The 24968-nt window shown below is 73.2% G+C and carries 17 protein-coding genes and 1 other RNA gene; 8 read left to right on the top strand and 10 right to left on the bottom strand.

Annotated features, from left to right (window positions below):
• Nucleotides 1–144: 144 nt before the first annotated feature.
• Nucleotides 145–1146, bottom strand: a complete 1002-nt coding sequence (locus ABZ923_RS08390; protein ID WP_361468398.1) for a LysR family transcriptional regulator — start codon at nucleotides 1144–1146, stop codon at nucleotides 145–147.
• Between the two features lie 84 nt (nucleotides 1147–1230).
• Here ABZ923_RS08390 and ABZ923_RS08395 point away from each other — a divergent pair, with 84 nt between their 5' ends.
• A complete protein-coding gene (locus ABZ923_RS08395) occupies nucleotides 1231–2448 on the top strand; it encodes an MFS transporter (RefSeq protein WP_361468401.1) in 1218 nt (405 codons plus the stop codon).
• A gap of 81 nt (nucleotides 2449–2529) precedes the next feature.
• Here ABZ923_RS08395 and ssrA read toward each other — a convergent pair.
• The 5 genes from ssrA to ftsE all read right to left on the bottom strand — a co-directional run bounded on the left by ssrA (nucleotide 2530) and on the right by ftsE (nucleotide 6521).
• Nucleotides 2530–2899, bottom strand: a transfer-messenger RNA (tmRNA) gene (gene ssrA, locus ABZ923_RS08400).
• Between the two features lie 112 nt (nucleotides 2900–3011).
• Nucleotides 3012–3554 (bottom strand): SsrA-binding protein SmpB, encoded by a 543-nt coding sequence (smpB, locus tag ABZ923_RS08405; protein WP_361468515.1) that lies wholly within the window; start codon nucleotides 3552–3554, stop codon nucleotides 3012–3014.
• 81 nt (nucleotides 3555–3635) lie between these two features.
• The gene (locus ABZ923_RS08410) at nucleotides 3636–4805 is read right to left on the bottom strand and encodes a S41 family peptidase (protein WP_361468403.1); all 1170 of its coding nucleotides are present in this window, start codon (nucleotides 4803–4805) and stop codon (nucleotides 3636–3638) included.
• A 68-nt stretch (nucleotides 4806–4873) separates the two neighbouring features.
• Nucleotides 4874–5791, bottom strand: a complete 918-nt coding sequence (ftsX, locus tag ABZ923_RS08415; protein ID WP_361468406.1) for a permease-like cell division protein FtsX — start codon at nucleotides 5789–5791, stop codon at nucleotides 4874–4876.
• 40 nt (nucleotides 5792–5831) lie between these two features.
• Nucleotides 5832–6521 (bottom strand): cell division ATP-binding protein FtsE, encoded by a 690-nt coding sequence (gene ftsE / locus ABZ923_RS08420; RefSeq protein WP_030610589.1) that lies wholly within the window; start codon nucleotides 6519–6521, stop codon nucleotides 5832–5834.
• Nucleotides 6522–6784: 263 nt separating this feature from the next.
• On the opposite strand from ftsE, the gene ABZ923_RS08425 reads away from it, so the two are divergent.
• Nucleotides 6785–6985: a hypothetical protein gene (locus tag ABZ923_RS08425; RefSeq protein ID WP_361468408.1), complete on the top strand. Its 201-nt coding sequence runs from the start codon at nucleotides 6785–6787 to the stop codon at nucleotides 6983–6985.
• Between the two features lie 101 nt (nucleotides 6986–7086).
• Here the strand turns inward: ABZ923_RS08425 and ABZ923_RS08430 are convergent, their stop codons facing one another.
• From ABZ923_RS08430 to ABZ923_RS08445, 4 genes are all read right to left on the bottom strand, one after another.
• A complete protein-coding gene (locus ABZ923_RS08430; protein WP_361468411.1) occupies nucleotides 7087–8013 on the bottom strand; it encodes a hypothetical protein in 927 nt (308 codons plus the stop codon).
• 296 nt (nucleotides 8014–8309) lie between these two features.
• Nucleotides 8310–9416, bottom strand: coding sequence for a peptide chain release factor 2 (prfB, locus tag ABZ923_RS08435; protein ID WP_361468414.1), 1107 nt, complete (start codon nucleotides 9414–9416; stop codon nucleotides 8310–8312).
• A 79-nt stretch (nucleotides 9417–9495) separates the two neighbouring features.
• A complete protein-coding gene (locus ABZ923_RS08440) occupies nucleotides 9496–10719 on the bottom strand; it encodes a serine/threonine-protein kinase (protein WP_361468417.1) in 1224 nt (407 codons plus the stop codon).
• Nucleotides 10720–10842: 123 nt separating this feature from the next.
• Nucleotides 10843–12561, bottom strand: coding sequence for a serine/threonine-protein kinase (locus tag ABZ923_RS08445; protein ID WP_361468420.1), 1719 nt, complete (start codon nucleotides 12559–12561; stop codon nucleotides 10843–10845).
• A 300-nt stretch (nucleotides 12562–12861) separates the two neighbouring features.
• Here ABZ923_RS08445 and ABZ923_RS08450 point away from each other — a divergent pair, with 300 nt between their 5' ends.
• The 6 genes from ABZ923_RS08450 to ABZ923_RS08475 all read left to right on the top strand — a co-directional run bounded on the left by ABZ923_RS08450 (nucleotide 12862) and on the right by ABZ923_RS08475 (nucleotide 24962).
• A complete protein-coding gene (locus ABZ923_RS08450; RefSeq protein WP_361468518.1) occupies nucleotides 12862–16362 on the top strand; it encodes an FtsK/SpoIIIE domain-containing protein in 3501 nt (1166 codons plus the stop codon).
• Between the two features lie 262 nt (nucleotides 16363–16624).
• On the top strand, nucleotides 16625–18010 hold the full coding sequence (locus ABZ923_RS08455) for an ABC transporter substrate-binding protein (RefSeq protein WP_361468422.1): 1386 nt from the start codon (nucleotides 16625–16627) through the stop codon (nucleotides 18008–18010).
• 70 nt (nucleotides 18011–18080) lie between these two features.
• Nucleotides 18081–19361: a sugar ABC transporter permease gene (locus ABZ923_RS08460; protein ID WP_361468520.1), complete on the top strand. Its 1281-nt coding sequence runs from the start codon at nucleotides 18081–18083 to the stop codon at nucleotides 19359–19361.
• Nucleotides 19358–20266 (top strand): carbohydrate ABC transporter permease, encoded by a 909-nt coding sequence (locus ABZ923_RS08465; protein ID WP_361468425.1) that lies wholly within the window; start codon nucleotides 19358–19360, stop codon nucleotides 20264–20266. The genes ABZ923_RS08460 and ABZ923_RS08465 overlap by 4 nt, the downstream gene beginning before the upstream one ends.
• A gap of 155 nt (nucleotides 20267–20421) precedes the next feature.
• On the top strand, nucleotides 20422–22635 hold the full coding sequence (locus ABZ923_RS08470) for a bifunctional glycosyltransferase family 2 protein/CDP-glycerol:glycerophosphate glycerophosphotransferase (RefSeq protein WP_361468428.1): 2214 nt from the start codon (nucleotides 20422–20424) through the stop codon (nucleotides 22633–22635).
• Between the two features lie 125 nt (nucleotides 22636–22760).
• Nucleotides 22761–24962: a CDP-glycerol glycerophosphotransferase family protein gene (locus ABZ923_RS08475; RefSeq protein WP_361468431.1), complete on the top strand. Its 2202-nt coding sequence runs from the start codon at nucleotides 22761–22763 to the stop codon at nucleotides 24960–24962.
• Nucleotides 24963–24968 lie beyond the last annotated feature (6 nt).

A 24968-nucleotide genomic window follows, 5' to 3' on the forward strand; every position in this document is an offset into this window, starting at 1 on the left:
TTCTGGTTGGGCGCCTTCCGGCCACTTCTTCACGCGCTTACATCCCCCCACGGGACAGACCCGGGCGCGCTCACGATCCCCATTACCACCTACGCCCAGGGCCATGAATGTAGCGCACGCGAGGGGGTGCCCTTCGCCAGGTCGTCACCGGTGGACACCGGCCCCGTCCCGCACGTCCGGGTTCATCACCTCCTCGTCCATGGCCGGAATCCATCCACCGGCAGGCCGCCGCAACCATCCCTCCTCCCGAGCGATCTCGGCCACCGCCGTCCGCAGTGCGGTCAGTCCGGGATGAACCAGCCCCTTCCGCCACACCAGGGAGACGGGCGACAGCGGAACGGGGTCGACGAGCGGGCGCCGTACCGTGCCGGGCAGCGGCGGGAAGTCCACGACGGCCAGCACCGGCGTCCGGGTCTTCGCCATGATGCGGCCGAACTCCTCGTCCCCGACGGCCAGCGGGAGGGGCGGGGCGAGCCGGACGGCGTGGTCCGCGAAGAGGCGCTGGGCCAGGTCGGTCCACTCCCGGGTGCCCGGGTTGCCGGCCCCGGCGTAGACCGTCTCCCCGGCGAGCGCGGACAGCGGCACCGGGGCCGGCCCGGCCAGCGGGTGGTCCTCGGGCAGGACGACGGCCATCGGCTCGTACCGCACCGGCTGCTGCGCCAGGCCGGAGCGGAGCGCCGGGTCGAGTCCGGCGAACCGGCCGAAGGAGACGTCGAGGCGGCCGGCCAGCAGATCGGCGGCGGCTCCGGTGAGACCGCTCTCGTAGCGGGCCATCAGCTCGCAGTCGGGGGCGAGTTCGCGGGCCCGGTGCAGCACCCGGCGGCCGGTGACCAGACCCGGCGTGTTGAGGTCGACGAGCAGCGGGCGGGCCTGGCCGGCGGCGAACGCGCCCAGCAGGTCGTCGTGGGCGGCGAGGACGCGGCGGGCGTGGGGCAGCAGGCGCTCCCCGTCGGGGGTCAGCGTGACCTGCCGGGTGGTCCGGACGAACAGTTCGGCACCCAGCTCCCGCTCCAGTCGCCGTACGTCCCGGCTGAGCGCCTGCTGGGCGACGTAGAGGCGAGCCGCGGCCCGGGTGAAGTGCAGTTCCTCGGCGACGGCGACGAAGGCGCGCAGCAGCCGGGGATCGATGTGGGCGGGAGCGGACATGGCGGCGAACTTACAACGTCGGTGCGTGAATCGGTACGCAGAAGGTGTTGGACCCGGTGATCCACTCCGGGCGACCGTGGAGCCATGCCGTACCAGACCACCGAAGACGGCCGGATATCCGGCAAAGCCCCGCAGTCCACCGGTTACCGCCGCCTGTTCGCCCTCCCCGGCGCCCGTGCCTTCACCACCGGCAACCTGCTCGCCCGGCTGCCCGTGGGCATGTTCGGCGTGAGCGCCGTGGTGATGATCGCCGGGTCCCGCGGCTCGTACGCCCTCGCCGGTGCCGTCTCCGCGACCGGGCTCGCGGCGACCGGGGTGGCCGGGCCCTGGCTCGCCCGGCTGGTGGACCGGCACGGGCAGGCCCGCATCGCGCTGCCGGCCACGGTCGTCGCCGTGCTGGGCAGCCTCGCGCTGCTGCTCTGCGTCCGCTACGACGCCCCCGACTGGACTCTGTTCGCCGCCTACGCCGGCACCGCGGCCACCCCCAACATCGGCGGCCTGTCCCGCGCCCGCTGGGCCCACCTGCTGCGCGACGAACCCGGCGCGCTGCACACCGCGAACGCGTTCGAACAGGCCGCGGACGAGCTGTGCTTCATGCTCGGACCGGTGCTGGCGTCCTTCCTGACCGGCACGTTCTTCCCGGAGGCGGGCACGCTCACGGCGGCGGCGCTGCTGCTCGCCGGCATGCTGCTGTTCACCGCCCAGCGGGCGACCGAGCCGCCGCCGACGGCCCGTTCGCTGGCGCCCTCGCCGCTGCGCAGCCCGGGCATCCCGCCCCTGCTGGCCTGCTTCGTCGCGACCGGAGCGGTGTTCGGCTCGATGGAGGTCGTCACGATCGCGTACGCCGACGGGCAGGGCCATCGCGCGGCGGCCGGTGCCGTGCTCGCGCTCCAGGCGGCGGGGTCGTGCGCGGCGGGCCTGGCCTACGGCGCGCTGAAGCCGGCGAGGGTGCGGCTCGGGCACTGTCTGGCGGGGATGGCCGTCCTGATGGCCCTGCCGTGGCTGGCCGCGGGCCTCACCGGTTCCCTCTGGGCCCTGGCGGTCGCGCTGCTGGGGGCCGGCATGGCGACCGCGCCGACGATGGTCACGGCGATGACCCTGGTGCAGCGGCGCACCCCGGCCGACCGCCTCAACGAGGGCATGAGTCTGATGGTGACGGGCCTGCTCACGGGCATCGCGTGCGGCTCGGCGGCAGGAGGGTGGGCGGCGGAACACCTCTCCCCCACCACCGGGTACGCCGTACCGCCCGCGGCCGCCGCTCTGGCGCTGCTGATCCACGCCGGCAGGCCGCGACGGCGATGAGCGCGCACCCGGCGACGGCGAAGGCCCCGCCGCTGAAAGCGACGGGGCCTTGCCCACATGGGGTCGACCCCCGGAGGGGCCTCGTGGAGATGGCGGGAATCGAACCCGCGTCCAACGGTGCGGAATCAGGGCTTCTCCGTGTGCAGTCCGCTGCGATTTTCTCGGCCCCGGAGATCACGCGGACAAGTCTCCGACGGGCTCAGTCACTGTTTGATTTCCCTCTACACCCCGTGACCGGGTCTAGAGGTTTAGTTCCCTAGCTGATGCCAGGATCCGGGTCGGGAACAGCCCCGGGCTGACACTTCGCAAGTCGCTACTTAGGCAGCGAGGGCGAAGGAATCGCGCTTGGTGTTGGCGATTATTTTTTGCGACATATGGTTTACGAGATCATTGCCGCTTCCTCGACACGCTTCCCCTGCTTCGACAGCCGCTGTCGAAACCGATCATCCCCATGTTGATTTTTCAAACCCTCCGTAGAGGAGGCTCGCACCCTCTGTGGAGTGCACTGCCATCGTACGTGACCAACGCCCGACGATGCCAGCCTATTCCCGGCGGCCGGCCCGCTAGACGGCGCGCTGCCTGCGCTTCGCCGCCGCGATCGCCCGGTCCGACTCCCGCCGGTCCTGCTTCTCCCGCAGCGTCTGCCGCTTGTCGTACTCCTTCTTGCCCCGTGCGAGGGCGATCTCGGCCTTCGCCCGGCCGTCCTTGAAGTAGATGGCGAGGGGCACGATCGTGTGTCCCGTCTCCTGGGACTTCGACTCCAGCTTGTCGATCTCCTCGCGGTGCAGGAGCAGCTTGCGCTTGCGGCGCGCGGAGTGGTTGGTCCAGCTGCCCTGGTGATACTCGGGGATGTGGGCGTTGTGCAGCCACGCCTCGCCCCGGTCGATCTGGACGAAGCCGTCGGTCAGCGAGGTCCGTCCCTCGCGCAGCGACTTGACCTCCGTGCCCATGAGCACGAGCCCGGCCTCGTAGGTGTCGATGATCGCGTAGTCGTGCCGGGCCTTCTTGTTCTGGGCGACGATCTTGCGCTTGCCGCCCTTCTCGCCGTCCCTGGCCTTGGCGGCCCCGCCGCCCTGCTTGGGCTGGGACTCCTTCGGTACGTACATTCCCTTGCTCATAGTGCCGCCCATTTTCGCACCACACAGGGGGTGTGCGTACAGCCGATTACGCGGGGCAGCGCGGCGTGGCTACGACGGGTCGCCCAGGCCGGTGAGGACCGTCTCGGCCCGCTCCAGGGCGTGCGCTCCCGCCTCCAGGTCGGGGGTGATGCCGCGGCCGTCGACCGTGTGCCCGGAAGGCGTGCGGTAGTGGCCGACGGTCAGCTCGGCCACCGACCCGTCGGGCAGCTTCGTCGGCATCTGGACGGAGCCCTTGCCGAAGGTGCGCGAACCGATCACCACCGCGCGGCCCCGGTCCTGCAGGGCGCCGGTGAGCAGCTCGGCCGCGCTCATGGTGCCGCCGTCGACGAGGACGACCAGGGGCCGGGTGGTGTCGCCGCCCGGGGCGGCGTGCAGGGCGCGCTGGGCGCCGTCGACGTCGTAGGTGGCGACCAGGCCGCCGTCCAGGAACGCGGAGGCGGTGTCCACCGCCTCGGTGACCAGGCCGCCGGAGTTGCCGCGCAGGTCGAGGACGGTCCGGCCGTCGTCCGGTGCGGTGCGCAGGGCCTCGCGGACCGCGTCGGCGGAGCCCTTGGTGAACGCCGCGATCCTGAGGACGGTGGCCCCGTCGGGCAGCCGGCGCACGGTCACGGAGTCGGTGGACAGCCGGGCCCGGTGCAGCTTCTCGGTCCACGCGCGCGTGCCGCGCTCCAGGCCGAGGGTGACCGTCGTACCGGCCGGGGCGTCCTCGGCGTCGCCGCGGAGTAAGGCGACCACCTCGGTGACCGGCCGCCCGTCGACCCGGCGGCCGTCGACGCTGCGCAGCCGGTCGCCGGTGCGGATCCCGGCGTCGGCGGCCGGCGAGCCGGGCTGCACCCGGGTCACCACGATCCGGCCGTCCGCCTCCTGCCGCGCCCACAGGCCGACGCCGGTGTAGCGGCCGTCGAGCGCGTCCTGGAACTCCTCGTACTCGCCCTCGGAGTAGACCGCGGCCCACCGGTCCCCGCTGCGGCTGACGGCCCGTTCGGCGGCCTCCATGGGGGACTTGCCGTCGGCCATCGCCTCGGCGGCGGCCTTCTCGACGGCCTCGTGCCGGGCGGCCGTACCCGACGGACCGACGGCGGTGCCGCGCGCGGGCCCGTCCGGCTCCGGGAAGGAGCCGGTGACGACGCCGGCGACCAGCGCCCCGGCGAAGACCAATGTCAGGGCGGCCCCACGGCGGACGCGGCGGGGCTGACAGAACAGGTCACGGCCTGACATGGCGGCGAGTCTAGGGCAACGCGAAGGGGCCGTACGGCCGAAGGCCCGTACGGCCCCCTTGGCATGCGTCACACCTTCAGGTACTTGCGCAGTGCGAAGAACGCGGCGAGCGAGGGCATCAGCACACTGGTGGCGAGGATCAGCGGCAGCTTGGTCAACACCGCGTCCCAGCCGACGAAGTTGATGAGCGTGAGCTTGTGGGACAGCTCCATGCCGTGGTCGATGGTGAAGTACCGGCCGACGACGAGGGCGACGCAGGCGAGGCCGCCGCCGATGAGTCCGGCGACCGCGGCCTCGGCGATGAACGGCGCCTGGATGTAGAAGCCCGAGGCACCGACCAGGCGCATGATTCCGGTTTCGCGCCGTCGGCTGAACGCCGAGACGCGCACGGTGTTGACGATCAGCAGGAGGGCGACGATCAGCATCATCGCCATCACGCCGAGCGCGCCCCGGTTCATCAGGTTCAGCAGCTGGAAGAGGTTGTCCAGGATGCCCTTCTGGTCCTGCACCGACTGCACGCCGTCGCGCCCGTTGAACGCGGTCGCGATCACCTGGTACTTCTGCGGGTCCTTGAGCTTGATCCGGTACGACTCCTGCATCTGGTCCGGCGACAGCGAGCCGGCCAGCGGGGAGTTGCCGAACTGCTCCTTGTAGTGCGTGTACGCGTCGTTCTGCGACTCGTAGGTCACCTTCTCGACGACCGGCATCCCGAGCAGGTCCGCGCGGATCTGCTTCTTCTGGTCCTCGGTGACGGCGCCCTTGGCGCAGTGCACGTCGTTCTCCGCGTCGTGCTTGTTGCACAGGAAGATCGAGACGTTGACCTTGTCGTACCAGTAGCCCTTCATGGTGCTCACCTGGTCGCTCATCAGCAGCGAACCGCCGAACAGGGCCAGGGACAGGGCGACGGAGACGATGACGGCGAAGGTCATCGTCAGATTGCGGCGGAGACCGACACCGATCTCCGACAGGACGAACTGGGCGCGCATGGCGGGGTCTTCAGGCCTTTCGGGAACTGGGTGCTTGCGGTCAGTGCTGGTAGCCGTAGACGCCGCGGGCCTGGTCGCGGACGAGGCGGCCCTTCTCCAGCTCGATGACGCGCTTGCGCATCTGGTCCACGATGTTCTGGTCGTGCGTCGCCATGATGACGGTGGTGCCCGTCCGGTTGATGCGGTCGAGCAACTTCATGATGCCGACGGAGGTCTGCGGGTCGAGGTTGCCGGTGGGCTCGTCGGCGATGAGCAGCTTGGGGCGGTTGACGAACGCGCGCGCGATGGCGACGCGCTGCTGCTCACCGCCGGACAGCTCGCCGGGCCTGCGGTCCTCCTTGCCGCCCAGCCCGACGAGGTCGAGCACCTGCGGGACGGACTTGCGGATCTCGCCGCGGGACTTGCCGATGACCTCCTGGGCGAAGGCCACGTTCTCCGCGACCGTCTTGTTCGGCAGCAGCCGGAAGTCCTGGAAGACGGTGCCCAGCTGGCGGCGCATCTGCGGCACCTTCCAGTTGGACAGCCGTGCGAGGTCCTTGCCCAGCACGTGCACCTGGCCGTGGCTGCACCGCTCCTCGCGGAGGATGAGCCGCAGGAAGGTGGACTTTCCGGAGCCGGAGGACCCCACGAGGAAGACGAACTCGCCCTTCTCCACCTCCAGGGAGACATCCCTGAGTGCGGGGCGGGTCTGCTTGGGGTAGACCTTGGAGACGTTGTCGAATCGGATCACGGATGCACCACGGGTCGCCGGGGGTAGATGAGCGTGACCATACGCGAACCGGGTGTGCAAGTGCAGTCGCAGGTTGAGGTTGGGCAAGACTTGTACGTTTTTGTACCGGCCCCTTCCCGCGCCCCGTTCTCCCGGGCCCCGCGCACGCTCCGCCGGAACCTGGCACAGTGGAAGGAAAACGAAGGAGAGAACGGGAGCGGGGGGAACGTTCTCGTTCCGGCGAACGTTGTACATGTGATGGCCGGTGCAAGGAGGGCGAGCGCATGACGTACGACCGGTTGGTGTGCGCGAATTGCGCGTCGCCTGTGAGTGAGGGCCGGTGCCCGGTGTGCCGTGCCAACCGCGAGCGACTGCAGCAGGAGGGCTTCCTCGGAGGCCTGAACGGGCTGAACCCGATGGCGCTGATCGCGCTGCTGGCGGTGTTGATCGCCGCGGTGGCGCTGCTGGCGCACCAGACCGCGTGACCGGGCGGAAGAGCCCGCACACAGCGTCGTAAGGGCCCGGAGCGCCAAGCTCCGGGCCCTTACGTGTACAGCGCGTGCCGTGCGTGACCGTGTGGCTACGGTCAGGCGGCGGCGCCGCCCCGGCCGGTCACCAGGCGCGGCAGAACGCGGAAGCCGATGCCGCCGGCGATCATCGTCGCGGCGCCGACGAGCAGGAACGCGGTCTGGCCGGCACCGGTCTCGGCGAGCTGCTTGCCGCCGCCGCCCTGGACCGAGTCGTCGGAGCCGGTCGCGGTCAGCGCCGAGGAGCCCTCGTTCTGCGGGACGCTGTTGTTGCCGCCCTCGGGGGAGGTGTTGTTGCCGCCGCCGGTCTCACCGGTGGTGCCGGAGCCGCCGTCGGTGGAACCCGAGGTGCCGCTCCCGGTGGTGCCGGAGCCGCCGTCGGTGGAGCCGGAGGTGCTGGTGCCGCTGGTGCCGGTCGTACCGGTGCTGCCCGTGGTGCCGGTGGTACCCGTGGTGCCGGTCGTACCGGTGGTGCCGGTCGTTCCGGTCGCACCCGTGGTGCCAGTGGTGCCAGTGGTGCCAGTGGTACCGGTCGTGCCGGTCGTGCCGGTCGTACCAGTGGTGCCGGTCGTACCGGTACCGCCGTTGTTGCCGGTCTCACCGTTCGTACCGGTTTCACCATTCGTACCGGTTTCCCCGTTCGTGCCGGTTTCCCCGTTGGTGCCGGTTTCCCCGTTGGTGCCGGTCTCACCGTTCGTGCCGGTCTCACCGTTGGTACCGGTCTCACCGTTGGTACCGGTCTCACCGTTGGTGCCGCCCGAGCTGTCAGTGCCGCCCGCGGTGCAGATGCCGATCGGGCAAGGGTCGCCGCCGCCGTCGGTGTTGCCACCGTCGGCGCCGACACCGCTCACACCGAGGCTGATCGGACCCGCCTGGACATCGAGGTCCAGGGCGGAAGCCGCGCCGGCGGCGGTCAGTGACGCACCGGCCGCGATCACGGCGCCGGCGGCTATCCGCGCGACCCGGATCCGCGTCTTCTTCGTCATATGGTTGCTACCCCCAGTAGCTGTTCGTCAATGAGGCGGCGCGATGGGGCGTGCCGTGATCGACGGAGGCAGCTGGTGACGAAGCGCGTCAACTCGATCCCCCGGTTCACATGCGCCCCTCGAGTACGCATGCCGCGCCTCACCCTTCCCCATTCGTCAAAGCAACGTCAAGGGCGTTGCGGGCGCAATGTCCGGAGGGGTGGCCTTTGCGGAGAGTTGAAGCCTGTGAGTGTGATGTAAAACCCAGACATAAGACAACTGCCGCCCGAAGGACGGCAGTTGTCATGTCGACAAAGTTACTTCTCCTGCTGCTTGCGCCAGCGAATCCCGGCCTCCAGGAACCCGTCGATCTCGCCGTTGAACACGGCCTCCGGGTTGCCCACCTCGTGCTCGGTGCGCAGGTCCTTGACCATCTGGTACGGGTGCAGCACGTACGAACGCATCTGGTTGCCCCAGGAGTTGCCGCCGTCGCCCTTGAGGGCGTCCATCTTGGCCTGCTCCTCCTGCCGGCGCCGCTCCAGCAGCTTGGCCTGGAGGACGTTCATCGCGGTCGCCTTGTTCTGGATCTGCGACCGCTCGTTCTGGCAGGAGACCACGATGCCGGTGGGCAGGTGGGTGATGCGGACCGCGGAGTCGGTCGTGTTCACGCCCTGGCCGCCGGGGCCGGAGGACCGGTAGACGTCGATGCGCAGCTCCGACTCGTCGATCTCGACGTGGTCGGACTGCTCGACGACGGGGAGCACCTCGACACCGGCGAAGGAGGTCTGCCGGCGGCCCTGGTTGTCGTAGGGCGAGATGCGCACCAGGCGGTGCGTGCCCTGCTCGACGGAGAGGGTGCCGTAGGCGTACGGCGCCTGGACGGCGAAGGTGGTCGACTTGATGCCGGCCTCTTCGGCGTACGACGTCTCGATCAGCTCCGTCTTGTAGCCGCGCTGCTCGGCCCAGCGCAGGTACATGCGCTGGAGCTTCTCGGCGAAGTCGGCGGCGTCGACGCCGCCGGCCTCGGCGCGGATGTTGACGAGCGCCTCACGGGAGTCGTACTCGCCGGACAGGAGGGTACGGACCTCCATCTCGTCCAGCGCCTTCTTCACCGAGGCCAGCTCGGACTCGGCCTCCGCGCGGGTGTCCGGGTCGTTCTCCTCCTCGGCCATCTCGAAGAGGACCGCGAGGTCGTCGATCCGTCCGCGCAGCGCCTCCGCCTTCCTGACCTCGGCCTGGAGGTGGGAGAGCTTGCTGGTGATCTTCTGCGCCTCGTCCGGGTTGTCCCAGAGGGACGGCGCGGCCGCCTGCTCCTCGAGCACGGCGATGTCTGCCCTCATCCTGTCGAGGTCCAGGACGGCCTCGATCGACTCCATGGTCGAGGAGAGGGACTTCAGCTCTTCGGATACATCGACGACTGCCACGCCTTCCAGCGTAACGGCTGTGGCAAGCGACCTCGGCCGAACGGTACCCGGCACCGCGGCCCCCCGCTCCCCGGGCGGGTCAGGGGGCCGACGTGCTGTGGCCGGGCCGGGGTGTGTCCGAGTCCTCGCCGGAGGAGGCGAGCCACGCGCCGACGGCCACGACCGCGGCCACCACCACCCCGGCCACCCCCAGGGTCACCCGGCGCCGCCGCACCGCGGCCTTGTGGCGGGCCGAGCCGGGGCGGGGCGCGCCGGGGGCCCGGGGTGCGCGGGCGGTCCCGTGGGCCCCGCCGGCCAGCTCGTCCGGCCCCGGCACCCGCATCGACGTGTGCGTGTCGCGGTTGGAGTCGGGCCTGGCCCCGGGAACGAGGGACACCGCCCCCCGCCGCCGTACCGGCTCCCCCTGCGGAGCCGACGGCGCGGACTCCTCGGCGGCCTCCTCGGACGGGTCCGGCTCGTCCACGTCCAGCGGCGGCATCCCGGCCAGCATGGGCAGCTGCTCGCGCAGCCGCGCCGCCAGCTCCGAGGCGCGCAACCGGGAGGCGGGGGCCTTGGCCAGGCACTGCACGAGCAGCTGCCACAGCTCCTCGGGGATCCCGGGCAGCGGTACGACGGTCTCGGTCACGTGCCGCCGCAGCACCGCGCCGGGGTGCCCGCCGCCGAAGGGCGTGAAGCCGGCCAGCAGCTCGTACAGGACGGTCGCCAGCGCGTAGATGTCCACGGCGGCCCGGGGGGGCAGGCCCTCCACGATCTCCGGGGCCAGGTAGTCCGGCGTGCCGATGATCTTCGTGGCGCGGGTCCGCCGCGGCGAGTCGATCAGCTTGGCGACGCCGAAGTCGGTGAGCAGCGCCGGGTGGGCGCCGCCCGGCCCGAGCGGGCCCTGCATGTCGAGCAGGACGTTCTCGGGCTTGACGTCCCGGTGGACGACCCCGGCCGCGTGGGCCGCGGCCAGCGCGTCGGCGACGTCGGCGACGATCGCCACGGCCGCCTCGGGGGCGAGCCGCCGTTCCCGTTCCAGCCGGGTGCGCAGGTCGGTGCCGCGCACGAGGTCCATGACCAGGGCCAGGTCGTTGCCGTCGACGACCAGGTCGCGCACGGTGACGATGTGCGGGTGCTCCAGCCCGAGCAGGGCGGTGCGCTCCTGCACGAAGCGTCCGACGAGCTCCTGGTCGCAGGCGAGGTCCTCGCGCAGCAGCTTGATGGCGACGGGGCCGTCCGGTCCCTCGCCCAGCCACACCGTGCCGGCGCTCCCCCGCCCCAGGATCTGGTTCGCGGTGTACCGGCTGCCGATCTTCCGTGCCAAGACTGCTCCTACAGACGCGTGTTGTCGCCAAAACTACGCGTCCGCCGAGCCAACCTTCACCGCGGAGACGGAAATCACCCGGCAGATGTCGACAAATCTTTAAACCGAAGGCCCGGGCGGCGATCAGTTCCCGCTGCCGGACGAACCGCTCAGGTCCTTGATCCAGCCGCCGACCTTGCCGATCCAGTCGGTCATCTGGTCCCAGTAGCCCTTGCCGGTGCCGATCCAGTCCTGCAGCGGGGTCAGCTCCCAGATCAGCCAGCTCGCCACGATCAGGATGACGATCGTGAACAGGCAGCCCTTCAGGCAGCCGAGACCGGGGATCTTCGTCGGGTTGGCGCTGCGCTGCCGCGGGGCCCGGGGCTCCCGCGCGGGCCGCTGCGGCTCGGGCCGGGCGGGCGGCGCGTACCGCTGCGGCTGCTGGGGCTGCTGCGGCGGTGCGTACTGCTGGGGCTGCTGTTGCGGATAGCCGTAGCCGGGGGCCTGCGGCGACCGCTGCCGGCCGCGCGGCTGCGGCTGCTGCGGGCGGGGCTGCGGAGCCTGGCGCGGCTGCTGCTGGGGCCGGGCGACCTGCCGCTGGGGGCGGCGGCGCAGCGGGTCCTCGTCCGGGTCCAGGTACTGGATCTGCGTCTGCTCGTTGCGGTCGCGGGCGGCGCGCAGCTGCGTCTGCCAGGGGTGCGGCTGCTCGGGCTGCTGCCCCTGCTGGCCCTGCTGGCCGTACTGGCCCTGGCCGACGGGCGGCAGGACGGCCGTGGGGTCCGCCGCGCCGGTGTTCGGCAGGACGGCGGTGGGGTCGGCGGCGCCGGCCGGGCCACCGGTGTGCGGGAGCACGCTGGTCGCCGCGTTCGGGTCGTACGCCCCCTGCGGCGCGTTCGTCGGCAGCACCTGGGTGGGGTCGGCGGCGCCGGGCACGCCCGGGACGGCGGCCGGGTCCGGGTCCGGGGCGAGCAGCGCGCCCACGCCCTCGGCGGCGGCGATCTGCGCGGCGTTCGCGTGCACGCCGACGCCCTCGGCGACGACCCGCAGCCCGCTCGCGAGGTTCTCGGCGCTCGGCCGCTCGTCGGGGTTCTTGCGCAGGCAGCGCTCTATGACCGTCCACAGCGGGTCCGGGACGGTGGAGGGGCGGCGCGGCTCGGCGCTCAGGTGCTGGTGCAGGACCTCGAGGGCGGAGCCGCCGCCGAACGGCGGACGGCCGGTGACCAGCTCGTACAGCAGGATGCCGGCGCCGTAGATGTCCACGGCGGAGGTCTGCGGGCGGCCCTCGGCGGACTCCGGGGCGACGTACGCGGGCGTGCCGACGAACTCGCTGGTGCGGGTCAGGCCCGGGGAGTCGGCGAGGCGGGCGATGCCGAAGTCGGTCAGCATCGGGTGCATCTGGCCGCCGTTCTGCATGAGCAGCACGTTGGCGGGCTTCAGGTCGCGGTGGACGACGCCGTCGGCGTGGCTCGCGGCGAGCGCGTCGGCGATCTGGGCGGTCAGCAGGGCGGCGGCGACGGGCGTGAGGGGGCCGTTCTCGCGCAGGTAGCGGTGCAGGTCGGGGCCCTCCACGAGGTCCATGACCAGCGCCAGCAGGTCGCCCTCGACGACCAGGTCGCGGACCCGGACGATGTTGGGGTGGGTGAGCCGGAGCAGCACGGAACGCTCGCGCAGGAAGCGCATCACGATGTCCGGGTCGCTCGCCAGCTCCTCCTTCAGGACCTTGATCGCGACGGTCTCTCCCGGCTGGCCGGGCACGGCCGCCTCGGCGCCCGCGGTCTCGCGCTGGCGGGCACGCCAGACGGTGCCTGTGGCGCCGCGTCCGAGCGGCTCCTCAAGCAGGTACTTGCTGCCGACTGGCCGCACGTCACGCGCTCCCTGCTGCTTGCTGTTGCTTGCTTGCCTGCATTCCTGTTGTTCCGACCCACTGTAGTGCCGCCCTTGGGAGCCCCAGGTGCTCGACGGAAAGACGCACGCCCCGGTCCGCTGGTTGCCCGAACCGGACGTGACCGATCTCAACTGATCGGCGGCGCCCTGATGGTCAGGCACTTTTGCGGGCAGAGCCGACCAATCAAGATCACTTGTCACCGGGTTCCGGGCACGCTGTCGGCGGCAGGTGCGAGGATGCCTTCCAGTACTGGCCGACGTGCTCGTGTTGGGGTGGGGATGCAGATCCGGCTGACCGTCGTAGACCCGCTCGGCCCGGCCTCGCAGCGGGGCCGCGCCGTGAGCCGCGACGTTCTGGTCACGGCGCCCGCGGGCACGGAGCTGGCCGCGGTCGCGTCGGCGCTGGCCGGGGCGGTCAGCGGCGACGCCGGCACCGGCCGGGAGGCCGGCGGCGCCTCCGTGGTGCTGTACGCGGGCACCGAGCGGCTCGACCCCCGGCGCAGCACCCTCGGCGAACCGCCGCTGACGGACGGCGCCGTGCTCTCCCTCGGCGCCCCGGCGGCCCCCGAACCCCACCCCGAACTGGACGAGGCCCCGACCCAGCTGCACGTGGTCGCCGGCCCGGACGCGGGCGGGGTGCACCTGCTGCACGGCGGCCGGATCACCGTCGGCCGCTCCGCCGACGCCGACGTCCCGCTGGACGACCCGGACGTGTCCCGCCTGCACTGCGCGGTCACCGTCGACGCGGACGGCCGGGTCGCGGTCGCCGACCTCGGCTCCACCAACGGCACGACGCTCGACGGCGTGCGGGTCTCGGAGCGGCCGGTACGGGTGCCCGCCGGGGGCCTGCTGCGGATAGGCGAGTCGGCGCTGCGGGTCGCGCCCGCCGGGGGACCCGGGATGCGCGTGCCGACGGTGCCCGACGGGGAGGGCTGCGTACGGGTCGGACCGGGCGCCGGATCCGCCGCCGCGCCCGCGCGGGAGTCGTCCCCGTCGGCGGGCGCGGGTGCTCCCGGCGGGGGACCGGCCGCGGCGGACGGCGCGGGCGGCGCCGGAGCACGGCCCGCCCCTCCCTCCGGTGCCGGGCACCGGCCCGGCGGGGCGGGGGCCGCCCCCGGTGGTGCGGCCGCGCAGCACGCCTACGGCCCCGAGGGCGCCGCCCGCTGGGACGCGGGGGCTCAGGAGCACCGGCGCGGGCCGTCCGCGGCGGTGCCGGGGCAGGCCGCGGCGCCGAGTGCGGAGAGCCGGAGCGGGGCGGCCGGCGGGGACACCCACGCGGGGCGCTTCGGGATCGCCGGTGAGGACCCGCGGGCGGGCGGGCGCAAGGGCACCCCGCTCAGGGGGACCGACGCCCCGCAGGGTGCCCGGCGGCGCGGTCTCGGGGCCTGGGCGCGCCGGCTGGCCGGCGGACGCGACGAGCAGCCGGCCGGCCCCGGGACGGGCGGCGGCACGGCCGCCCAGGCCGGCGTGGCCCCGGCGGCCGGTGTCGCGCGGCAGCCGGAGACCTGGCCCGACCCGGCCGCCCTGCTGCTGACCGCGCTGGGTCCCGGACCCCGCCTGTGGGAGCGCGGGCCGGGACACCCCGAGGCGCTGGCCGTGCGGCTCGGCACGGCCGACCGGAGCGCGCCGGACGGCTCGGGCCTGCTGCCCGCGGTGCCGGTGACCGCCGCGCTGCGCGAGGCGGGCGCGCTGGGCCTGGCCGGTCCGCGCCCCCGGCTGTCCGGGCTGGCCCGCGCGGTGCTGGCCCAGCTCGCCGCGCTGCACTCCCCCGACCTGCTGGAGATCGTGCTGATCAGCGCCGACCGCTCGCGGCCGGTGGCGGACCGTACGGCCGAGTGGGCCTGGCTGGGCTGGCTCCCGCACGTCCGGCCGGGCCACGGCCAGGACTGCCGGCTGCTGCTGGCCTACGACCGCGAGCAGGCGGCGGCCCGCGCGGAGGAGCTGCTGCGCCGCCTGGACGACCACGCGGCGACGGGCCGCACCGCGGCCCACCCCGCCCCGGCGCGCAACGCCACCCCCACGGCCCCCGGCCCCCAGGGTCCGACCCCGCCGTCCGGCGACCCCGCCGCCCACGACACGGCCCCGATCCCACCGGCCACACCGGCACGGGCACCCATGCCCGCACCACCGTCCCCCGACCCCTTCACCGGGACGCCCGCCGCCCGGCGGCCCTCCTGGGCCAAGGACGACGTCGGTGCCGGCGGCTTCGCCGGGCCGTACACGATCGTCGTCGTGGACGGGGACCCCGGCGGCTCGGCGCTGCGGGACGCGCTCGCGCGGCTGGCCGTGGCCGGGCCGCGGGCCGGGATCCACGTGGTGTGTCTCGCCGAGACCGAGACCGCCTCGCCGGCCTCCCCGGTGGCCCGCACGTACGAGGCCGCGTGCACGGTGACGCCGACGTTCCGGCACTGCGGTGCGGTGGCCCTGCTGAGCGGCGACGTCGCCGCCGCGCTGCAACTGCTGCGGGTCGCGCCGGGCGGTCCCGTCGGCACCGGCACGCTCGCCGCCGTCGACGCCGTCTCCGCCGCCTGGGCGGAACGGTTCGCGCGGGCGCTGGCGCCGCTGCGCCCGGACGGCCCGCCCGGCGAGCGGCACGCGCGCGTGGCCACGCCGCTGCCCCGCTCGGCGCGGCTGCTGGACGAGCTGGGCCTGGCCCGGGCCACCCCGGCGTCGCTGATGGCGCGCTGGGCGGACGCGGCCGACGACACCGAGTCGCTGGGCGGCCGGGCACGGGCGGTGCTGGGTGCCGGGCCGCGCGGGCCGGTCACCGCGGACCTCGTGGCCGAGGGCCCGCACCTGCTGATCGAGGGCCCGGCCGGCAGCGGCCGTACCGAGCTGCTGCGGACCGTGGTCGCCTCGCTGGCCGCCGCCGAACGCCCGGACCGGCTGGCCATGGTGCTGCTCGACGGCCGGGACGGCGTCGGCACGGGCGCCGGCCTGGGCGAGGGCCTGCGCGTGTGCACCGACATACCGCACGTCACCACGCACCTGATCGCCAACGACCCCGTGCGCATGCGGGAGTTCGCCCAGTCGCTGACCGCCGAGCTGAAGCGCCGGGCGGAGCTGCTGGGCCGGACGGACTTCGCGCGGTGGCACGCCGGGCAGGAGGTGTCCGGCCGGATGGTGTCCCAGCGCACCCCCGCCTCCGGTCACGCCGGTCCCGCCTCCGCTTCCGCTTCCTCGGCCGGTGACATCGAGTCGCCGTCCAGCTCCACCCTGCGGCTGCGGCCGGGCGGGGCGGCCCGGCAGCGGGCCGCGGCGGCACCCCCGCTGCCCCGGCTGGTGGTGGTCGTCGACGACCTGGACGCGCTGGTCTCCCCCGCCCTCGGCTCGCCGGGCCGGCCCGCCGCCGGCTCGGTGATACGCGTGCTGGAGGCGGTGGCCCGGGACGGCGAGCGGCTCGGCGTGCACCTGGTGGCGGCGGCCGGGGCCGGCGGCCGTACGGCGGAGTCCGAGCCGGCCCGCCGGGCCGCCCTGCGGATCACGCTGGACGCCCCGCAGCCGGGGCCGGACCAGCCGGCGCCGGGCCGGGGCACGCTGGCGTACGCGGACGGGCGGACCGTGGGCTTCCAGGGCGGCCGGGTGACGGGCCGTATCCCGCGTACCGCGACCCAGCGGCCCACGGTCGTCCCGCTGGACTGGCAGCGCATGGGCGACCCGCCGGCCCGCCGGCCCGTGCGGGAGCTGGGCAACGGCCCGACGGACCTGGCGCTGCTGGCGAGCGCGGTGGAGCGGGCCGCCCGCCAGGTCGCGGCGGCGGAGGTCCCGTCCCTGCTCTGAGCGCTCCGGGAGAAGCGTTCGGGGAGGACGACGCAAGCCGTCATCCCTCCAGGTGAACCTGCCGTCTCCCGGGCGGGACCGCCCCGCCCCCGGCCCCCGCGAACCCGCGCGCATACACCCCTGGTCACGAGCCGGTCACGATGACCCGGTGGACCCGGCAGGCGCTCTTGCCCGCCCGGAGCGGCCCGGCGTACACCGGAGCGCACGGGACAGAGTTCTGACGTTCAACAGCGTTCAACGACGAACGACGAACGGGGAAGTGATGCGCAGCAAGAGCAGCACGTTCCGGACACACAGGGCCGTCACCACATGCGCCGCACTGCTCGCGGGAGCGCTCGCGCTCTCCGCCTGCTCCAGCAGCGACAACGACAACGACAAGAAGGACAACGGGGACAAGAGCGGTGGAGCCACCGCCTCCACCGTGACCCTGCCGAAGCTGAACGGTGCCCACCTGGAGGTGGCCGCCGTCTGGACCGGCGCCGAGCAGGCCAACTTCAAGAAGGTGCTCGCCGAGTTCGAGAAGCGGACCGGCGCCAAGGTCACCTTCGTACCCGCGCAGGACCCGATCATCAACTTCCTCGGTTCGAAGATCGCGGGCGGCCAGCCGCCGGACGTCGCGCTGCTCCCGCAGCCCGGCGCCATCAAGCAGGCGGTCGACAAGGGCTGGGCCAAGCCCCTCGGGCCGGAGGCCGTCAAGGAGCTGGCCGGGAACTACGCGCAGGGCTGGCAGGACATCGGCAAGGTCGGCGGCAAGCAGTACGGCGTCTACTACAAGGCCGCCAACAAGTCGCTGATCTGGTACAACGCCAAGGTCTTCGAGAACGCCGGCGCCAAGGAGCCCAAGACCTGGCAGGACCTGCTGACCGCCTCGCGCGCGGTGTACGACTCGGGTGTGACCCCGTTCTCGGTGGCCGGCGCGGACGGCTGGCCGCTGACCGACTGGTTCGAGAACGTGTACCTGTCCCAGGCGGGTCCGGAGAAGTACGACCAGCTGGCCCAGCACAAGATCAAGTGGACCGATCCGTCGGTCAAGCAGGCCCTGACCACGCTCGCCGGGATCTGGGGCAGGAAGGACTATCTCGCGGGCGGCCAGAAGGGCGCGCTCCAGACGGAGTTCCCGCAGTCGGTCACCCAGACCTTCACCGGCGGCGACCAGCCGAAGTCCGCGATGGTGTACGAGGGCGACTTCGTGCAGGTCAACATCGGGGAGACCAAGGCGAAGGTGGGCACGGACGCGAAGGTGTTCCCGTTCCCGGCGGTCGGCGCCAACGCGCCGGTGGTCTCCGGCGGTGACGCGGCGGTGATCCTGAAGGACTCCAAGGCCGCACAGGCCCTGGCCACCTTCCTCGCCTCCCCGGACGCGGCCACGATCCAGGCGAAGCTCGGCGGCTACCTCTCCCCGAACAAGAACGTGCCGCTCTCGGCGTACCCGAACGCGGTCCAGCAGAAGATCGCCAAGGCGCTGATCGCGTCCGGCGACGACTTCCGCTTCGACATGTCCGACCAGGCCCCGCAGGCCTTCGGCGGGACACCCGGCAAGGGCGAGTGGAAGGACCTCCAGGACTTCCTGAAGAACCCGAAGGACGTCGCGGGCGCCCAGGCGAAGCTGGAGAAGGACGCGGCCGCGGCCTACGGGAACGGGAGCTGATCCGGCCATGGCGTCGGCAGCGGCGGCCGGGGCCCCGCCGGGTCCCGCCGCGCCCCGCGGTCGCAAGAGCGTGACCGGCACCCGCAGGACCGTGGCAGCGCTGTTCCTGCTGCCCGCGCTGGTGCTGCTCGGTGCGCTCGTGGTCTACCCGATCGGGTACTCGCTCGTCCGCAGCTTCTACAACTCCTCCGGCGACGGCTTCGCCGGCTTCGACAACTACCAGACCCTCTTCACCGACGACGGCATCCGCACCGCCCTGAAGAACAACGTCCTGTGGGTGGTGTTCGCGCCGACGGTCGCCACCGCGCTGGGCCTGGTCTTCGCGGTGCTGACCGAACGCGTGCGCTGGGGAACGGCGTTCAAGCTGGTCGTCTTCATGCCGATGGCGATCTCGATGCTGGCCGCGGGGATCATCTTCCGGCTGGTGTACGACCAGGACCCGGACAAGGGCGTCGCGAACGCGGTGTGGGTGGGCGTGCACGACACGTTCGCGCAGTCGTCGGCGTTCCCGAAGGCGCACCCGGGCCGTGACTCGCCGCTCCGGCCGGATCAGGGCGGCTTCGTCACCAAGGCGCCCGTCCGCGCCGGGCAGCCGGTGGCCCTGCCGCTGGTCGGCGTCGCCCCGGACCAGCTGCCGGACGACGCGAAGAAGGCCGCCGCCGCGAAGCCGCGGCCGGGGGAGGTCACCGGCAGCACCTGGCAGGACTTCACCCGCGGCAAGGGCGTCGGCCGGCTCGGCACGCCGGATCCGTCCGAGGTGGGGTACGCCGGGATGCGGATCGAGGCGGTGAAGGACGGCGCGGTGGTCGCGTCCACGAAGGCGTCCGGCGACGGCACCTTCACCCTGCCCGCGGCGGCCGACGGGGCCGTGCTCCGGCTGCCCGCGAGCAACTTCAGGGAGCCGTACAACGGGGTCGACTGGCTCGGTCCGGCGCTCGTGACGCCGTCGATCATCGGGTCGTACGTGTGGATGTGGGCGGGCTTCGCGATGGTGCTGATCGCGGCCGGGCTCGCGGGCGTGCCCCGGGAGCTGCTGGAGGCGGCGCGGGTGGACGGCGCCACCGAGTGGCAGGTGTTCCGCAAGGTCACCGTGCCGCTGCTGGCGCCGGTGCTGGCGGTCGTGGTCGTCACCCTGATGATCAATGTGCTGAAGGTGTTCGACCTGGTGTTCATCATCGCGCCGGGCTCCTCCCAGGACGACGCGAACGTGCTGGCGCTGGAGCTGTACCGCAAGGGCTTCGCGGAGGGCCAGCCGGGCATCGCGAGCGCGATCTCGGTGTTCCTGCTGCTTCTGGTGATTCCGGTGATGCTGTTCAACGTGCGTCGGCTGCGGCGGGAGGTACGGCGATGACGGCGACCGCCGGAAGCATCGGCAAGGCCGAACCGGTCCGTACGGTGAAGGCGAGGCGGTCGGCCGGCGCCCGGATCGCCGAGCGGCTGAGCGGCGGGCTGGTCCGGGTGGTCCTGATCCTGGTGGGCCTGTTCTGGCTGGTGCCGACCATCGGCCTGCTCGTCTCGTCCCTGCGCACACCGCAGGACATGAGCGCGAGCGGCTGGTGGACGGTGTTCACCGAGCCGTCCCAGCTGACCGTGGACAGCTACCAGCGGCTGCTGGAGAACTCCGACATCACCAACTCCCTGGTGAACACGGTGCTGATCACGGTTCCGGCGACCGTGCTGGTCGTGGTGATCGGGTCGCTGGCCGGGTACGCCTTCGCGTGGATGGAGTTCCCGGGCCGGGACTGGTGGTTCCTGGGCGTGGTGAGCCTGCTGGTGGTTCCCGTGCAGGTCGCGCTGATCCCGATCGCCGAACTGTTCGGCAGGATCGGGCTGTTCGGCACGATCCTCGGGGTGATCCTGTTCCACACCGGCTTCGGCCTGCCGTTCGCGGTGTTCCTGCTGCGGAACTTCTTCGCGGAGATCCCGCGCGAGCTGCTGGAGGCGGCCCGGCTCGACGGTGCGGGCGAACTCCGGCTGTTCGCCCGGGTGGTGATGCCGCTGGGCGGGCCGGCGATCGCCAGCCTCGGCATCTTCCAGTTCTTGTGGGTGTGGAACGACATGCTGGTGGCGCTGGTGTTCACCAAGTCGGGCACCCAGCCGATCACGGTCGCGCTGCAGACGCAGGTACGGCAGTTCGGCAACAACATCGACGTGCTGGCGCCGGGCGCGTTCATCTCCATGGTGATCCCGCTGGCCGTGTTCTTCGCGTTCCAGCGGCAGTTCGTGTCCGGGGTGATGGCCGGAGCGGTCAAGTAGCCGCGGAAAGGGCAGTGTTGGAGGGGCGGGCCGTCGGCGGCCCGCCCCTCGGCGTTCACCCGGTGTCCCCCGAATGCCGTAGGAACCCGTAACCAAGTCACTTCATCGGCCGTTCCCGGGCAGAACGCCCGCGCCGACCGACCCATGGATGTCCCTTGCCCAGGTTCAGTGTCATTGTCCCCGCGTACAAGGTCCAGGCGTATCTCCCCGAGTGCCTGGACTCGGTGCTCTCGCAGTCGTATCCCGATCTGGAACTGATCGCCGTGGACGACTGCTCGCCCGACGCCTGCGGCACGATCATCGACGAGTACGCGGCCCGGGACGCCCGGGTGAAGCCGGTCCACCTGGCCGAGAACCAGGGCCTGGGCCGGGCCCGGAACGCGGGCCTGGCCCAGGCGACCGGTGACTACCTGGTCTTCCTGGACAGCGACGACACCCTCACCCCGGACGCGCTGCGGGCGGTCGCCGACCGGCTCAAGGAGACCGGGGACCCGGACGTGCTGGTCTTCGACTACGCGCGCACCTACTGGGACGGCCGCATGGTGCGCAACCAGCTCGCCGCCCAGCTCACCGAGCAGGGCCCGGCGCCGTTCCGGCTGGAGGACCGGCCGGGGCTGCTGCGGGTGCTGATGGTGGCCTGGAACAAGGCCTGTCGGCGGGACTTCGTCGAGCGGCACGGCTTCCGGTTCCCGCCGGGCTACTACGAGGACACCCCCTGGACCTTCCCGGTGCTGCTGACCGCGCAGTCGCTCGCCACCCTGGACCGGGTGTGCGTGCACTACCGGCAGCGCCGGCAGGGCAGCATCCTCGGCACCACCAGCGACCGGCACTTCGACCTGTTCGAGCAGTACGACCGGGTGTTCGCGTACGTCGAGGAGCGGCCCGAACTGGCGCGCTGGCGACCCGAGTTGTTCCGGCGGATGGTCGACCACTACGTGACGGTGTTCACCAAGCCGGGCCGGCTGCCGCGCGGCAGCCACGGCGCGTTCCTGCGCCGGGCCCGCGCCCACTACCGCCGCTACCGGGTGCCGGGGGCGCGCCTGCGGCTGCGGCACGCCCTGGTCCGCTTCGGGCTGCACCGCACGTTCCGGGCGCTCCAGCTGGCCGCGGCCGTCCGCCGGCGGGCGCTGAAGTCCGCGGTCAAGCTGGTGCGCGCCGCGCGCACCGCCGGCCTCCAGCTGCACTACCGGTTCCAGCTGCGGCTGCCGCTGCGCTGCGACCGTGCGGTGTTCGCCGCCCGGGAGGGCCGCGGGGACCCGGCCGCGCTGGAGGAGGCGTTCCGTACGCACGTGCCGCGGGTGAGCACGGCGTGGGTCGCCCGGCCCGGGCGGGAGCACGCGGCACCGGCGGGCCCGCGCCGGCTGCGGCCCGGCACGGCCGCCTACTGGACGGCGCTGGCCCGCTCCCGCTACCTGGTCAGCGACGCCGGCTTCGAGGGGCGGCTGCGCAAGCGGCCCGGGCAGATCTTCGTGCAGACCCAGCAGGGCACCCCGCTCGGGTACGCGGGCCTCGACCTGCTGGAGCGCCCGGCGGCGGCCCGGGACCTGGACCTCGCGGAGCTGCTGCGGGGCGTCGACCAGTGGGACTACGTCCTGTCGGGCAACCGGCACGCCACCCTGACCTGGGAGCGCGTCCACCCGGGCGGCTACACCACGCTGGAGTACGGGCTGCCCCGCAACGACGTGCTGCAGCGGGCGACCGCGGCGGACGTGGCCCGGCTGCGCGCCACGCTGGGCGTCCCGGAGGGCGCGGTCGCGATCCTGTACGCGCCCGCCCACCGCGACCACCGGCGCACCCAGGAGCCGCTGCTCGACCTGGAGCGGATCGTGCGCCGGCTGGGCCCGCGCTTCGTGGTCCTGGCGCGCACCCACACCCCCGTGCGGGGCACCCGGATCATCGACGTCTCCGGCCACCCGGACCCGGCGGAGCTGTGCCTGGCCTCCGACGCGCTGCTCACCGACTACGCGCCGGTCATGTTCGACTACGCGGGCCTGGACCGGCCGATCGTGGTGCACACCGAGGACTGGGCGGCGTACGAGGCGGTCCACGGGGTCTACGTCGACCTGCGGGCCTTCCCGCCGGGCGCGGTGGCGCGCAGCGAGGACGAGCTGATCGACATCTTCGCCACCGGCCACTGGTGCGGCTCGCGCTCGGCGCAGCTGCGGGCGGCGTTCCGGGAGCGGTTCTGCCCGTGGGACGACGGGCGGGCCGCCGAACGGGTCGTACGCCGGGTGGTGCGGGGCGAGACGGAGCTGCCGCCGGTGGTGCCGCTCGCCGACCGGAAGCCGGCGCCGGCGGCCTGCGCACGGTCCCCGCTGGCCACCGTGCCGCAACCTTCCGGTCCCCTTCCCGTCACCGAGAGCCACTGAACACCGTTGGTCCTTCCGGGAGTTCCCATGCCCCTCGGCTCGACGCGGCCCACCCCGAGCCGGCCGTCCACCTGGCGCCCGGCGGGACGGCCCGGCCGCGTCCGCACGACGACAGAAAGAACAGAATGCCCCGCTTCAGCATCATCGTCCCGTCCCACGGGGTCGCCGGCCGGCTGTCCCAGGCGCTGGACTCGGTCCTCGGCCAGTCCTTCGGCGACCTCCAGCTGATCCCGGTCTGCGACGCCCCCGACGCCCCGGCCGCCGAGGTCGCCGCCGGGTACGCCGGGCGGGACTCCCGGGTGACTCCCGTCCACTCGCCGCCGTCCGCCGGGCTGAGCGGGGCGCGCAACACCGGGATGCGGGCGGCGACCGGCACCTACCTGCTGTTCCTGGACGGCGACGACCTGCTGCTGCCGGGCGCGCTGGCCGCGCTGGACGCCCGGCTCACCGAGACCGCCGGCGTGGACGTGCTGTACACCGGGCACGAGCGCGTCCCCTGGTGGGAGGGCGAGCCGGCGAACCCGGCCGCACCGCTGCTCGCGGGGGCCCCGAAGGGCGCCTTCGCCCCCGCCGACCGGCCCGCCCTGACCGGCGTGCAGCTGCCGGCCTGGAGCGCCGTCTACCGCCGCGCCTTCCTCGCCGACCGGGAACTCGTCTTCCCCGACGGTCACTTCACCGACCTCGGCTGGGGCGGCCTGGTGACCGTCGCCGCCGGGCGGATCGCGGTGCTGCACCAGGCCGTCGTACGGCACCGGCTGCGCCGGCAGGGCAGCCGGCTCAATCAGCCCGGACCGCACCAGCACACCCTGCTGGACCAGGTGGAGCAGGTGCTGACGCGGGCGGCCGACAGCGGTCTGCCGGCCGAGCGGACCGGGCCGCTGTTCGACCAGCTGTTCTCCGTGGTGCTGAAGACGGCGTCCCGGCCGGAGCGGCTGCCCTCCGGGCACCGGGCGTTCTTCCGCCGCGCGGCGCGGCTCTACCGGCGGCACCGGCCGGCCGGGCACCGGGTGCCGGGCGGCAGCCTGGGGGTGCAGCACCGGCTGCTGGCGGCGGGCGCGTACACCGCGTTCCGGGCCCTGCGCGGCGCCAACCGGGCGGCCGACGGCGCCGTCGGCCGGCTGCCGCGCCCGCGCCCGCTGCGCACCCGGCTGCGCTACCTGCGCGACCTGCGTCGCCCGCTCGACGCCCGGCTCGCCGTGTACTGCGCCTACTGGGGTCGCGGTTACGCCTGCAACCCGGCCGCGATCCACGCCAAGGCCCGCGAACTCGCCCCGCACATCCGCTCGGTGTTCCTGGTCGAGGCCGGCCAGGAGCACGCCGTACCGGAGGACGTCGAGTACGCGGTGATCGGCTCCCGACGCTACTGGGAGGTGCTGGCCCGCGCGAAGTACCTGATCAACAACGCGAACTTCGCCGAGGGCGTGGTCAAGCGGCCGGGCAGTGTGCACCTGCAGACCCAGCACGGCACCCCGCTGAAGACGATGGGCGTGGACCAGTCGACGTACCCGGTGGTGGCCGCCCAGTCCGGCAGCTTCACCAGGCTGCTGGGGCGGGTCGACCGCTGGGACTTCAACCTGTCGTCCAACCGCCACTCCACCCAGATGTGGGAACGCGCCTTCCCCGGCTCCTACGAGCACCTGGAGTACGGCTATCCGCGCAACGACGTCTACTACACGGCGACCGCGAGCGATGTGGCCCGGATCCGGCGCGAACTCGGCGTCCCCGAGGGCAGCACGGCCGTGCTGTACGCGCCGACCCACCGCGACCACCACACCGGCTTCGAGCCCGGCCTGGACCTGGAGGCGTTCTGCGAGGCGGCCGGCGAGGACGTCGTCGTCCTGCTGCGCGCCCACTACTTCTACGACCGGGGCCGCTCCCGGAACTCGGAGCGGATCATCGACGTCACCGCGCACCGCTCCTCCGAGGACGTGTGCCTCGCCGCGGACGCGCTGGTCACCGACTACTCGTCCATCATGTTCGACTACGCCAACCTGGACCGGCCGATCGTCGTGTACGCCGACGACTGGGACGTCTACCGGGAGACGCGGGGCGTCTACTTCGACCTGACGGCCGAGCCGCCCGGACCGGTCGCCCGGACCCCGGAGGAACTGGCCGCCGTCTTCCGCGACGGCTCGTACGCCGGCCCGGAGGCCCGGGCGCTCAGAGCCGCGTTCCGGGAGCGGTTCTGCCAGTTCGACGACGGGCGGGCCGCCGAGCGGGTGGTGCGCAGGGTCCTGCTCGGGGAGCCACCGGAGGCGGTCCCGCCGGTGATCCCGCTCGCGGAACGCCTGCCCGCCCCCGCCGCCGCGACCCTCGTGAGGAGCTGACCCGCC

It is taken from the genome of Streptomyces sp. NPDC046881 (assembly GCF_040645015.1).
Taxonomy (GTDB): Bacteria; Actinomycetota; Actinomycetes; order Streptomycetales; family Streptomycetaceae; genus Streptomyces.